This window comes from Helicobacter zhangjianzhongii (assembly GCF_030249855.1).
GTDB classification, from domain to species: domain Bacteria; phylum Campylobacterota; class Campylobacteria; order Campylobacterales; family Helicobacteraceae; genus Helicobacter_B; species Helicobacter_B zhangjianzhongii.
In genome coordinates this window covers 152890-165486 of sequence record NZ_JANURN010000004.1, presented here as the reverse complement: position 1 = coordinate 165486, position 12597 = coordinate 152890, and the positions used below count along the sequence as shown (strand labels likewise).

Genomic DNA, 12597 nt, shown 5'->3' with positions numbered 1-12597 from the left:
CGCGGATTCTAGTAGGTTTCAAAAATCTTAGCAATCCGCTCATTATTATCCGTTTTGCTTAAAGCTAACATTAGCAGCACTCGTGCTTTTTGTGGATTTAGGTCATAGCCGCTAATAAACCCAAGCTTAGAATCCGCCTCATTTGCGATGACTAAGCCATTATTTATCCTTGAGCTTTGCACCACTACTAAGCCATTTTGCATAAGCTTTTTTAGCATATCTTTATGATTTTTGTGGATACTTCCCGCCCCACTTCCTGCGATGACAAGCCCTTTTGTGCCGTGATTAAACAACGCTTGGGCTGCCACTTGAGAATTATCATTAGCATAAGAGTATAAAATATCAACTTTAGGCAACGAATCTAGCTTGTCTATATCAAACTCACTTTGCAGGGTGTGAGGCTTACTTGGCGTAGTGTAGAAAAATGCCTTGCCATCAAGGATATAGCCCATATCGCCGGTATTTGGCGAAGCAAAGGCATTGACATTAAGCGTATGGATTTTGCTCACATATCTTGCACTTTGGATTCTATCATTCATCACCACCATAACGCCTTTGCCTTTAGATTTAGGATTTGCTGCAAGAGAGATAGCATTATAGAGATTTTTAGGACCATCGGCACTTAGAGCACTGCTAGGACGCATAGCCCCCACAAACACAATGGGCTTATCACTCTTTGCTACCAAATGCAAGAAAAACGCACTCTCCTCCATTGTGTCTGTGCCGTGCGTTATCACCACGCCATCAACTTTAGAGCTTTTCAGCAAAGCATTCACGCGTTTAGCAAGTGTAAGCCATATCTCATCGCTCATATCCGCACTATCAATATTAGCAATCTGCTCGCTTTCTAAATTGGCAAGATCGGCAAGCTCTGGCACGGACTGTAGCAAAGACTCTATACTTAGCACTCCTGCTTGATAGCCTGTTGTCTGCAGTGAAGAATCTACCGCTCCGGCGATTGTCCCACCTGTGGCAAGGATCACAATATTTGGCTTTGTGGTGTTTTTATGCGGTTTTTGTGTGTCTTGCATAGCTTGTGTTGTTTGCTCTGCCATAGTTTGCTCCTGTTGCTCATTTTGCTTGCTTTCTTGAGAATCCGAGCAGCCAGATAGCCCTAGGATACTTGCAAAAACAGCGCAAATAGCGCATTTTTTTATAACCCCACTCATATAATCTCCCTTGAAGTATTGATAGGCATAAGACCTAGGGCTTATTGTAGGGGATTGGGTAGTATAAGTCAATGGAGATTTTGCGCTCTTTATCCCCACGCTTTAAAAGAGATGTTGATGAATCGCTTTCAAGGAGCTTGTGTAGTGCAATACGCAAGGCGTAGATGTAGTGGCATTAGTATGTTTGCTATGTCTAGGGGTTGTAGAATCTATTGCACTATTTGGCAAAACTCCCTAGAATCCTATGGTTATTTTAATCTCAAGGATACGCGATGGATTCTACATTGTCTGTTCAGGCTGGGTTTTTAGCTATTTTGCGCAAAAGTAAGCGCGATTTTCTCTCTCTCCCTATGATTGCGCTAAATATCTTGCCTGTGCTATTTGGGGTAGCGTTGTGGGGCGGGATACTCTATGTGTTTTGCGATGTTTTGATCGCTTATGCTACGGGGCTTTTGCCAGAATCTTTGCAAGCTTATATCAATGACAATGGTATCCTAGGTCGTGTGATCACGATTTCTTTATATGCGCTACTTGGGTTTTGTGTGATTTTGCTAGCTCTTGTGGGAAATGTCTTTGTGAGTATTTTTTACGCACCGCTTGTGGTTGGCTATATCCGCAAGTATCATTATCCTTATATACCAAAGCCTGCAAGTGTGCCTATTCTAGTGGCTTTGAAGCAGTTTCTTAAGGCATTTGTCTTGCTGTGTGCGCTTTGTGTCGTGTGTATGCCTTTAGTTTTTATCCCTGTGATTGGCGGGGTGATAATGCTTGTGCCATTTTTTGTGTTTTTTTATCAAACGATGCTTTTTGATGTGGGGCAAGAAGTGCTTGGGAGAGATGATTACCCTAAGCTCCACAAAGCCAAGCGTAAATACACCATAGCCCTACTAACATATCTACTAGGGCTCATACCTATTCTAAACTTTTTTACACCATTGCTGCAGGTTATTATTCTAAGCCATTATTGCTTCCACACTCTTTTGGGATCTCAGGCAGAGCAGGGCGACCACTCGCCTAGAGCATAGAATCCTAATATTTCTATGATCCTTGAGTGATTGCTAGATCAATACCGCTCCATAGCGATGACACCGCTACGCACGATTTCTTTGGGCTTGAAGCGCGACATAGCTTTGATGAGACTAGTGATCCTATGAGGCTTTTCAGTGGCTACGATGATGATGTATTTTTCATTAGCATTAGCGATTTTGCCATTATAGGCGTGGGCTAGGGCTTGTATGCTCGCTAGATCTTCTTCTATGCCAATTTTGATTAGCACGCTTTCTTTTTCTAATAAATCGCTATCATCGCTAACCTTTAGCACAGGGATAAGCTTGTGTAGCTGCTTGATGATCTGCTCTAGCACACGCGCCTCACCATCTGTGGCGATTGTGATCCTAGAGAGATCGCTATCTGGTATGGGGGCTACGGTGAGAGATTCGATATTATATCCCCTACCGGCAAAAAGCCCCGATATACGCGCTAAAACACTATGCTCATTGACTACAATCACACTTATGATTTTCCTTGCCATCTCGCTCTCTTTATTTCAAAATCATTTTATCTAAAGGCGCACCGCCGGGCACCATAGGCAGCACGCTTTCATAGCGATCTATCACAACATCAACCAAACACACCTGCTTGCTATCAAGTGCTTTTTGTATCGTGGGGATAAAGTCTTCCTTGCGCTCAATGCGGAATCCTAGCCCGCCAAAGCTCTCTGCTAGTGCGACAAAGTTTGGCTGAAGCGATAAATCTGTATGTGAGAATCTATTTTCATAGAAAAATGTCTGCCATTGTCGCACCATACCAAGATAATTATTGTTAAGAATGATATTGACAACAGGGATTTGACTCTCCACACAAGTGATAAGCTCTTGGATATTCATTAGGATACTGCCATCGCCTGTGATGTTGATGATATGCTTATTTTGGCTAGCAAAATACGCGCCCATAGCCGCTGGGAAGCCAAAGCCCATTGTCCCAAGCCCACCGCTGGTGAGAAACTCTCTAGGCGCACTAAATGGATAAAACTGCGCTGCCCACATTTGATGCTGCCCAACATCTGTGGCGATAATGGCATTGCCACCTAGTAGCTCACCTAGCTGCTCTATCGCCCATTGTGGCTTTATGGATTCTCGGCTGTCTTGATAGCCTAGTGGGTGGAGATTTTGATAGTCTTGTAAATGTGCTCGCCACTGCTGAAAGCTACTAGAATCCACTTGTGTCGCCATATCAAGCAGCTCTTCACACACAGAGCGTATATCCCCGACAATAGGATAATCTACTTCGATAATCTTGCCAATAGAGCTTGGGTCAATGTCAATATGGGCGATTTTGGCATTTTTGGCAAATTCACTTACCTTGCCTGTAACGCGATCATCAAATCTAGCCCCAAAGCATAGGAGCAAATCACACTCGCACATCGCCATATTTGCCGCATAGCTTCCGTGCATACCCACCATACCGAGATTGCACACATCACTAGAATCTAGCACGCCTCTTGCCATTAGTGTCTCTACACTAGGTAAGCCAATTTTCTGGACAAAATCACGCACTAGCTTGCTTGCGTTGCTTGCTATCGCACCCCCACCTATGTAGCCCAAAGGCTTTTTGGAGAGCTTAATGGCTTCGATAAGCTTTTTGATCTGCCGTTGATTGGGCTTATAAGTAGGCTTGTAGGTGCGGAGATTCACCTCGCTTGGATAGATGAAATCACCAAGGCTTGCTGAAATATCTTTGGGGAGATCGATGAGCACAGGACCACATCGCCCGCTCCTAGCGATATAAAACGCCTCTTTTATGATTCTAGGTAAATCTTTGATGTCTTTGACAAGATAATTGTGCTTCGTGCAGGGGCGCGAGATCCCAACAGCATCAATTTCTTGAAATGCATCGGTGCCGATTTGTGCCACAGGCACTTGCCCGCTGATAACCACAAGAGGGATAGAATCCATATAGGCTGTGGCTATGCCTGTTACAGCATTGGTAAATCCCGGACCTGAAGTGATGAGTGCTACACCCACATTGCCACTTGCGCGTGCGTAGCCATCTGCAGCGTGTATGGCTGCTTGCTCGTGGCGCGTAAGAATATGCCGAAAATATGTCTGCTTATACAGCTCATCATAAATATTTAAAACAGCACCACCAGGATAGCCAAAGATTATCTCCACACCTTCTAAATGCAATGCTTCAATGAGCATTTGCGAACCATTTAATACACCGCCCATAGCAACCCCTAATCAAAAGTGCCTATACTAAATGCTTAAATAATACTAGTTATTTGGATTGTGCTTCAAAAATTGCCTGCACACCACCATTTTCACCGGTTTTCTCAAAGATAAGTTTTTCTTCTTGGAGTGTAAAACGCACAGAATTATCGGAAAATAATTTAATGAGTGATTCTTCTATCTCCATAGATTTTGGCTCACATAGCATTCTTGTCATACCAGAATTTGCGCTTTGAAACTGATCGCCATTGATTTTATATGATCCAAAAAACGAATTACACCCAGAATAGCCATTAAACTTGTCTTTATCGATTGTTATAGAGATTTTTCTTTCGCTATGTCCCACATCAATGGGATTTCCACCATCGCTTAGAGCTACGATATTCCAAGTATTATAGAGCTTTGCAGACTCATCACCGCAGCCGATAAATGCCATTGCCAAAATACACATACCCAAAGCTTTTTTCATCAAACACCCTTTTTAAATATTTAGTTTTCTGCAGGTTTTTTAGGATAGCAGAATCGATACCCTCTTCTGCGCACTGTCTCTATTGTAGCGATACCAAGAGGCTTATCCATCTTTTGTCTAATTTGGTTGATTGCCACTTCTATCACATTTGGCGTTACTAGCTCTGGCTCTTCCCAAATAGCATCAAGCAACTGCTCTTTTGAGACAATTTGATCGCGATGGCGAGCTAGATGGGTCAGCACTTCAAATGGCTTGCCTTTGACTTCAATCTCTTTGCCTTTGTAGGTGATCTTTTCTTCATCTGGGTTGATGACTAGATCATCGATTTCAATCGTGCTAGAACCCCAAAATCTAAGCCTAGCCTCAACGCGAGCAAGCAGCACGAGATTCTCAAAAGGCTTGGCGATAAAATCATCAGCCCCACTTTTAAACGCCAAAATCTCTTGATCGGATTTTGGCTTGTGTGCCAAGACAATAACAGGCACTCTTGGAGATTTTGCTTTCACTTCTGCGATAAGATCTAATCCATTTCCATCAGGCAGCTTGGAGCTGACAAGCACTAAATCATAATTGCGAATATTGACATAATACGAGCCATCTTTTATGCTCTCTGCCATATCTGTTTGATACCCATTATCGTTTAGCTCTTCGCTGACTTTCTTGCTCAAAGCTGCGTCATCATCAACTACTAAAATACGCATATTTCCTTCCTTAAAAAAGCTTATCTGTGATTTTTAGTATGTCTGCAGCATACTAAGAAATGCTGAAGTTGGATTATAGCACAAATTATGCGTTATTTTCAGCTATTTCTTATGATTTTTTTATTGTAGTTAAAGCATTTATAACTATTGGGTAATAATCGCACAGAATCCATAGCATAGGTTCTATGCGTATCTTTTAGCGCGGCTGGATAGAGGTATTATCTGCGCGATTATTTTCTAAAAACTCCCATAACTCTTGCGCGGCTTGTCTATATACTTTGGCAATGCTCGAATCCGGCGCGAAATACACAATAGGCTTGCCATTATCTCCGCCTTCTCGCACTGCAGGATCTAGGGGGATTTTTGCAAGGATTGTGGTATTGTATTTCTGCGCCAAAGGAAGCGTGGTGTCTTTGCCAAAAATATCTTGCTCGCTGCCACAATTTGCACAAATATGGCTGCTCATATTTTCTACAATACCAGCAATTGGGATTGAGAGCTTTTGAAACATATCTAAAGCCCTTGCACCATCATCAAGGCTCACAAGCTGCGGCGTTGTAACAGCCACTCCAGCACCCACAGGCACACTTTGGGCAATTGATAGCTGCGCATCTCCTGTGCCTGGAGGCATATCAAGCACAAGCACATCAAGCTCTTTCCACACCACATCGCTAAACATCTGCGTGATAGCGCGCATAAGCATAGGACCTCTCCATATAAGACTCTCTCCTTCATCAAAAAGCATTCCCATACTCATAAGATCCACGCCAAATGCCTGTAAAGGGATAAGTCTCTTCCCGCTTGGATCAAGCTTTGGCTTTACCCCGTGTAGCCCAAACATACGCGGGATATTTGGTCCATAAATATCTGCATCAAGCAGCCCTACTTTCTTGCCATCCATCGCTAGGGCTATGGCGAGATTTGTCGCCACGCTTGATTTGCCCACTCCGCCTTTGCCAGAGCTTACCATTACAAAATGCCTAACTTGGGGCAAGAGATTTTTCGCTTGTGGGGCGGCTTTCTCTTGGGCGATTTGTGGGGTGTTTATGGTGATAGTTGCTTGGATATTTGCCTTTTGCAAGACATTATCGATCCTATCATAAAGAGCTTTGGCGACATTAGGATCGCTTGAGGGGATAGCTAGGATAATTTCTACACCATTATCAAGCTTGATTTCCTTAAGAAATCCATAGCTTACAATGTCTTTTTCAAAGTTTGGGTAAAGCACTTGTGATAAAAGCTTTGTAATTGTTGTTTGCATATTCTTCCTTTGTGTTGTAAAAGTGGATTCTAGTGTGTTATACGACTAGTGCATTACTGCGCGGTAATATGTAAAATAATTTGCGTTAAATACCGCTTAAATTGGGGCTAAAGCACCATAGAGATTTCTTTGTGCGTGCTTAGGCTTTGGTAGAGCGCGTTCCTCTCTTCCTCGCTCTCTACTTCAACGCTTAAATGCATAGAGACAAATCGCCCCTTGCTTGAGTGATTTTTCTCATCTAGGGTATAGGGCTTTGTCATAAGCTCGCTGATAATCTGCTCTAAACGCGCTTTATTCTCCCCTATGATTCTAAACTCCCATACACAGGGGTAGTGTATCTCTGGCTTTCCTTCTATATGTCGCATTGTGTGGCTCGTGTGATTGTGGTTGGCTTATGTGGCTTAGGCGTTCATCAAGCCGCCGCTAATGTAATTCACCATATGGAGCTTTTGGACAAGCTGGGAGATAAGCGAGCGCATTTCGCGGCTTAGGTTGTCGTTTTTGATCATCGCGTCAAAATCTTTTAGACTGATATTGGGAGATTTAGCACTGAGAAAATCCACCGCCATCATATCATCGCGATTAAGCACGCCATCTGCTTGGAGCTGCTTTGCCATAGATTTGAAGCTATCGACATCAGCAAGTCCATTTTTCACATAGGCTTTGGCACTCATAGCAGCACTTAGCTCTTTAGATGGTGTGAATGTATCTTGGATTCTATGGAGTGAATCATAGGGGTCTTTTTGCGAGTCTTTGTGCAAGCTACCACTATCTGTCTCATCTATACCTTGGATTTTATCAAGCGATTTTACAGGAGCTAGCGCACTAAGCAAGCCTAGCATAGGATCTTTTTCCGTAGTGTTGGTGCTAGATTCTAGCTCCTGTGTGCTTGGCTTTGGCGTGAGAAGCTCGGGCTTTTGGTGGAGATTGGCACGCTGGGCGAAAAGATCTTGCATAGCTTTTGTGTCATTTGATACATTAGTGATACTGCTCATATATATTCCTTGCAATGGTTTGCCAAAGTGAAAGCAAAATATATGCCAAATCACTAACTCACATAAGATATAGCTTTGCAAAGCGCGAGAGTTTTGGCTACAATCCCAGCCATCACAGCATAGAAGGAGCGCAATGAATATCGCATTTTTTGACTTTGATGGCACGATGGCAAAGGGTGATAGTCTGCTAGCGTTTGTCGCATTTGTGCGGGGCAAAAAAAGGCTATATTGGGGGCTGTTTTCACGATGTTTTATACTTATTGGATACGCGCTAGGACTTATTAGCAATACCAAAGCCAAGCAAGCATTGATGCGCTATTTTTTTGCCGGTATGGACTATAAGGAATTTTTGCAAGAGTGCGAGCGGTTTTGCCCAGAGCTTGAGAGCCGCTTAAAGCCTGCTGCTCTAGCGCGCTTGCAATGGCATAAAGATAGGGGCGATAGGGTCGTAATGGTCAGTGCAAGCTTTGAAGAATACCTTGCTCCCTTATGTGCTAGGCTTGGTATGGAGTGTATAGGCACAAGACTTGCGACACAGCTTAAAAAAGTGGATTCTAGGGGGGATTCAGTCTTGGGTAGGCATTCCGCAGATTTTAGGGATTTGGAGGCAGCCGCAGACTCTTGCTCTGCCGCCAAAACAAGCGAAGCGGTGCAAGACGGGGGCACGCAAGCAGGTTTCTTTAGTAAATCCCTAAAAAGCTACAAAAGTCCCACCGCAAAGCGAAGCTTCTTTAGAAAACAAGCGATAGCGGTGCAAGGCGAAGCCGCAGCAGGTTTCTTTAGAACTCCTAGAATCCTTGAAGACACCAATTGGGGCAGTTTGGAAAAATCCACCGAAAATACAAAAGTGGATTCTAGCAAGCAAGCCTATTTTTCTGTCATTGCGAGCCGCGATAGCGGCGTGGCAATCCATAATCAAAAAGTGGATTCTAGGAATAACGCACAAAATGTAGAAATATCGCAGAACGAAAAAGCAGAAAGCGTGTTTGATAACCAAGCCGCAGGCGGTAGGATTTTTCATCAAAACAAGCAAAGCGGTGTGAGCGTGAGCTCGCAGGTTTCTTTAGAAAAATCCAATGCCAAAACCCTAGAATCCACTTTTGTAAGCGGCGAGTTTGCCACGCCAAACTGCTATGGAGAGCAAAAGGCAGTGCGTATCCGCGCGCGCTATGATTTAAGCAACTATGCAGAGATTTATGCCTATGGCGATAGCAAGGGCGATAGAGCTATGCTAGAGCTTGCTACACACGCATTCTATAAGCCATTTTAATGCAGCTAAAAAGTGGATTCTAGGAGTGCCTATCTACTAGTGCAGAATATGGATTGCCACGCGGATTTTAATCCGCTCGCAATGATGATGAAAGCAGCCTTTGTGAAAACGAGGATTCTAGCAATACACAAAATCTACACAAGCAAGCCGATTCCACCTTTGTCATCGCGAGACTTCCGCAAGGAGGTCGTGGCGATCCATACTAGAATCCACTTTTGAAAAAGTGGATTCTAGGGGGTTTAGGCTTGTTTCATCACCGCTTTGGGATTCTAAGATTGCGCGGCGGGCTAGAATTGTGGCTTTTCAAGGCTTGCAAGGATAATAAGACTTAAGGTCTATTGACGCAGTAAGCCGCAGAAATCCACAATTCTAGCCCGCAGGCTGAATCCTTGTCAAAAAGTGGATTCTAGTGTGTGTTAAAGCCTACGCTTTTTTGCTCATCAAAATCCCCCTTTTGCTCGCGTATAATCATTTGGATAAAGTCTTCTTCTTTGAATATCGGCTTTGCTTGTGTGGCGATTTTGTAGGCGGTATTTTTCACCACTAGGGCGATTTGCGCACCGCTTAGATCATAGCTAGCAAGTGTGCTGGCAAGGGCTTTTGCATTGATACCGCGTGCATAAGGCGCGGTTTTGGGCAGGAATTTCTCCCATAAAGCCACGCGCATAGCAAAATCTGGGCGTTTAAACTCGATCTTATAATCAAATCTCCTAGAAAATGCCTTATCAAAGCTCTCTACAAGATTTGTCGTAGCAATCAGCACGCCAGAAAATCGCTCGATCTGCTCTAGGAAGATATTTTGCATTTGATTATGCATTTTCTCTGCGCCGCTATTGCTGTGTATGCGCGTGCTTAGAAATTGATCGGCTTCATCTAGGAGCAGTATGGGCGGATTCTTGCTCTTTTGCGCGATGTCTTTATAGGTGTCAAAAATCTTGCGCACATTTTTTTCCGACTCGCCCACATACATTGAGAGAATCTTGCTGCAATCAAAGTGTAGGATCTGCTTTTTTAACGCCTTGGCTATTGCCTGCGCGCTTAGTGTTTTGCCTGTGCCAGCTGCCCCATAGAAAAGGATCTTTGCCTGCACGCCTTTATGCTTATCGACAATGCCCCATTCTTTCAATCGCGCCACCACACTAGAATCCACTTGCTGCAAGATAGATTCTAGTGTGGCACGCGTAGCACTTGGCAAGATCACTTCATCAAAGCTAGCACTAGGCGTAAGTAGCTCGAAAATATCTTGCTCTAGTAGCTCGGTGGCTAGATTTTGCTTATTGCCCCTGCGCTTTTTGGGGGTGTTAATGAGCTTGCGTAAAAGCTCTTCAGGGATAAAAAATGTCCGCATAATCCCGCCAAAGGGATTAAGCATTTCACCATAATCAAGCAAGCCTTTTTCTACAAGGGTGGATTTTTCATCAAGCAAGGCGCGGTTTTGGATTTTCTCATATTCATTGTGGCTGACAAGATCGATGAGATTATTCATATCGCGGTAGTAGCCATCACCGCCGTAATACTCCTCCTTTAATAAGGCGAAAAATATAATTTCTTCCTTTGTGTTTAGGTGGTGATCTTTGAGTAGCTTGTGTGCTGGGATCTCGCTTTTGCTCCGCTCCAAGCGCGCTTGTATGCGCTCTTCTACCGAGCGGATTTGGCTAGCGATTTTGGCACTTTTTTTATGGCGCAAGCTAGCAAGCAGCCCAATGCGTAAAAATTGATCTGTCAAATACTCCAAATGATCTGTGTAGGGCGTGTTTACCGGGACTTCTTGCTGCACGCTGCCATCTTCTAGCAAGCGCAGAAAGCTTGATGATAGGCTTACTTCAAGTGGCAGTAGCTCAAGCAGTGCCATATCGCGCCCCACTTCCCTATCGCGTAAGAAAGAGAAATCCACCGCATTGATCCAGCCAGAATCTAGCAGAGACTTTATCGCGCCTAAATGCTCTGTCCGCTCGATTTTATTGATATACTCTTGTTTGCCCCAATCTTTGAGATTATCTAGCCTTAGCTTTTTTACATCTGTGGGCTTGCCAAAAATCGCGCCAAGTATGTCAAGCACGCGCTCCTCACTCTCTCCATCAAGGGCTGCTAGCACTAAATAGCGCAGGATCGCTGCTTCTTGCTCGGTGCATTTTAGATACGGATAGATGAGAGTCTTGGTGAAGTCTTCTTGGGAGAGAAAGTCTTTAAGATAGCGCATAAGAGTCCTTAAAAATCAGCGATTATACACAAGCCTAGCTTAAACATCTTAAAAAAATTGTAAGCATATTTAGCTACAATCACGCCCTACACGCGCATTTGCGAGCATATTTCACTAAGGAGCTACACAATGGCATTACAAGTATATTACGATAAAGATTGCGATTTAGGACTTATCCAAAAGAAAAAGGTAGCTGTCATTGGCTTTGGGAGTCAAGGACACGCACACGCGGAGAACTTACGAGATTCTGGCGTAGAAGTCATCATCGGGCTGTATAAAGGTGGGTCTAGCTGGGCTAAGGCTGAAGCAAAAGGCTTTAGAGTGCTAGAAGTGGGTGCTGCTACAAAAGAAGCTGATGTGATTATGATTCTAATCCCAGATGAATTGCAAGCTGATGTATTCACACAGGATATTAAGCCAAATTTAAGTGAAGATAAAATCATTGCTTTTGGACACGGCTTTAATATCCACTTTGGACAGATTGTAGCCCCAAAAGGTGTAGGCGTGATAATGGTAGCCCCTAAAGCTCCAGGACACACGGTAAGAAGTGAGTTTGTAAAAGGTGGTGGGATCCCAGATCTAATCGCAGTAGAGCAAAATACTAGCAGGGGTGATGCAAAGGCTATTGCATTAAGCTATGCAAGTGCTATTGGCGGTGGCAGAAGTGGCATTATAGAAACAACTTTTAAAGATGAGACAGAAACAGACCTTTTTGGCGAACAAGCTGTGCTTTGCGGTGGGGTAACTAGCCTTGTCAAAGCTGGATTTGAAACCTTAGTAGAAGCAGGGTATCCTGAAGAAATGGCGTATTTTGAGTGTTTGCACGAGTTAAAGCTCATTGTGGATTTAATCTATGAGGGAGGATTAGCAAATATGCGATACTCTATCTCAAATACCGCAGAATACGGCGATATGGTGAGTGGTCCAAGAGTGATAAATGCAGAATCTAAAAAGGCTATGAAAGAGATTCTAAAAGATATTCAAGAAGGACGCTTTGCAAAAGATTTTATTTTAGAGCGAAAAGCTGGGTATGCGCGAATGAATGCGGAGAGAAAGAATCTAAACGCTCACAAGATTGAAAAAGTCGGCGGCAGACTAAGGGCTATGATGCCTTGGATTGGCGCAAATAAACTTGTGGATAAGGATAAGAATTAGGCATAGCCTTTTATCCTTGTTTGTCTCTCTTGTGGCTTTGCATTGTGGAATCTCCGCAATGCAGTAGCTCTCATAGCTTTTTTCTACTTTGCTTTTTAGTGCTGTCTGTGTGGATATTGGTAACTTATTTTGTCTTCTTGATATAAAGCT

At 43.6% G+C, this 12597-nt stretch carries 13 protein-coding genes; 4 read left to right on the top strand and 9 right to left on the bottom strand.

Translation table 11 applies throughout. The features are described 5' to 3' along the window. Positions 1-8: 8 nt before the first annotated feature. Complete coding sequence (locus tag NYG90_RS05450; RefSeq protein ID WP_285256896.1) at positions 9-1031, bottom strand: asparaginase; 1023 nt, start codon at positions 1029-1031, stop codon at positions 9-11. Positions 1032-1441: 410 nt separating this feature from the next. Between NYG90_RS05450 and NYG90_RS05445 the strand changes: the two genes are divergently transcribed. Continuing rightward, a complete protein-coding gene (locus NYG90_RS05445; RefSeq protein ID WP_285256772.1) occupies positions 1442-2194 on the top strand; it encodes an EI24 domain-containing protein in 753 nt (250 codons plus the stop codon). Between the two features lie 38 nt (positions 2195-2232). Here NYG90_RS05445 and ilvN read toward each other — a convergent pair whose 3' ends face one another. The 7 genes from ilvN to NYG90_RS05410 form a co-directional block, all read right to left on the bottom strand. Further along, positions 2233-2700, bottom strand: a complete 468-nt coding sequence (gene ilvN / locus NYG90_RS05440; protein ID WP_115011534.1) for an acetolactate synthase small subunit — start codon at positions 2698-2700, stop codon at positions 2233-2235. Positions 2701-2710: 10 nt separating this feature from the next. Further along, positions 2711-4396 carry an acetolactate synthase large subunit gene (locus NYG90_RS05435; RefSeq protein WP_285256773.1) on the bottom strand — a complete coding sequence of 562 codons (1686 nt, stop codon included), beginning with the start codon at positions 4394-4396 and terminating at the stop codon, positions 2711-2713. Positions 4397-4445: 49 nt separating this feature from the next. After that, positions 4446-4865, bottom strand: a complete 420-nt coding sequence (locus tag NYG90_RS05430; RefSeq protein ID WP_285256774.1) for an META domain-containing protein — start codon at positions 4863-4865, stop codon at positions 4446-4448. A 20-nt stretch (positions 4866-4885) separates the two neighbouring features. After that, entirely contained in the window at positions 4886-5566 is a 681-nt protein-coding gene (gene hsrA, locus NYG90_RS05425) for a homeostatic response regulator transcription factor HsrA (protein ID WP_115011537.1), read from the bottom strand. Positions 5567-5762: 196 nt separating this feature from the next. Then, positions 5763-6827, bottom strand: coding sequence for an Mrp/NBP35 family ATP-binding protein (locus NYG90_RS05420; protein WP_115011538.1), 1065 nt, complete (start codon positions 6825-6827; stop codon positions 5763-5765). Between the two features lie 107 nt (positions 6828-6934). Continuing rightward, positions 6935-7192 carry an HP0495 family protein gene (locus tag NYG90_RS05415; RefSeq protein ID WP_285256775.1) on the bottom strand — a complete coding sequence of 86 codons (258 nt, stop codon included), beginning with the start codon at positions 7190-7192 and terminating at the stop codon, positions 6935-6937. Between the two features lie 36 nt (positions 7193-7228). Next, on the bottom strand, positions 7229-7822 hold the full coding sequence (locus tag NYG90_RS05410; RefSeq protein WP_285256776.1) for a hypothetical protein: 594 nt from the start codon (positions 7820-7822) through the stop codon (positions 7229-7231). Positions 7823-7955: 133 nt separating this feature from the next. On the opposite strand from NYG90_RS05410, the gene NYG90_RS05405 reads away from it, so the two are divergent. Next, positions 7956-9092, top strand: coding sequence for an HAD family hydrolase (locus NYG90_RS05405; RefSeq protein WP_285256777.1), 1137 nt, complete (start codon positions 7956-7958; stop codon positions 9090-9092). 12 nt (positions 9093-9104) lie between these two features. Then, the gene (locus NYG90_RS05400; RefSeq protein ID WP_285264813.1) at positions 9105-9311 is read left to right on the top strand and encodes a hypothetical protein; all 207 of its coding nucleotides are present in this window, start codon (positions 9105-9107) and stop codon (positions 9309-9311) included. A gap of 187 nt (positions 9312-9498) precedes the next feature. On the opposite strand, the gene NYG90_RS05395 is transcribed toward NYG90_RS05400, so the two are convergent. Beyond that, on the bottom strand, positions 9499-11292 hold the full coding sequence (locus NYG90_RS05395; protein ID WP_285264812.1) for an ATP-binding protein: 1794 nt from the start codon (positions 11290-11292) through the stop codon (positions 9499-9501). Between the two features lie 129 nt (positions 11293-11421). Here NYG90_RS05395 and ilvC point away from each other — a divergent pair, with 129 nt between their 5' ends. Next, positions 11422-12447, top strand: a complete 1026-nt coding sequence (gene ilvC, locus NYG90_RS05390) for a ketol-acid reductoisomerase (protein WP_285264811.1) — start codon at positions 11422-11424, stop codon at positions 12445-12447. The last annotated feature ends 150 nt before the right edge of the window (positions 12448-12597 follow it).

Coding starts and splice junctions, on each gene's coding strand:
- NYG90_RS05450 (WP_285256896.1), bottom strand. CDS start 1,031: ATGCAAGACACACAAAAACCGCATAAAAACACCACAAAGCCAAATATT.
- NYG90_RS05445 (WP_285256772.1), top strand. CDS start 1,442: ATGGATTCTACATTGTCTGTTCAGGCTGGGTTTTTAGCTATTTTGCGC.
- ilvN (WP_115011534.1), bottom strand. CDS start 2,700: ATGGCAAGGAAAATCATAAGTGTGATTGTAGTCAATGAGCATAGTGTT.
- NYG90_RS05435 (WP_285256773.1), bottom strand. CDS start 4,396: ATGGGCGGTGTATTAAATGGTTCGCAAATGCTCATTGAAGCATTGCAT.
- NYG90_RS05430 (WP_285256774.1), bottom strand. CDS start 4,865: ATGAAAAAAGCTTTGGGTATGTGTATTTTGGCAATGGCATTTATCGGC.
- hsrA (WP_115011537.1), bottom strand. CDS start 5,566: ATGCGTATTTTAGTAGTTGATGATGACGCAGCTTTGAGCAAGAAAGTC.
- NYG90_RS05420 (WP_115011538.1), bottom strand. CDS start 6,827: ATGCAAACAACAATTACAAAGCTTTTATCACAAGTGCTTTACCCAAAC.
- NYG90_RS05415 (WP_285256775.1), bottom strand. CDS start 7,192: ATGCGACATATAGAAGGAAAGCCAGAGATACACTACCCCTGTGTATGG.
- NYG90_RS05410 (WP_285256776.1), bottom strand. CDS start 7,822: ATGAGCAGTATCACTAATGTATCAAATGACACAAAAGCTATGCAAGAT.
- NYG90_RS05405 (WP_285256777.1), top strand. CDS start 7,956: ATGAATATCGCATTTTTTGACTTTGATGGCACGATGGCAAAGGGTGAT.
- NYG90_RS05395 (WP_285264812.1), bottom strand. CDS start 11,292: ATGCGCTATCTTAAAGACTTTCTCTCCCAAGAAGACTTCACCAAGACT.
- ilvC (WP_285264811.1), top strand. CDS start 11,422: ATGGCATTACAAGTATATTACGATAAAGATTGCGATTTAGGACTTATC.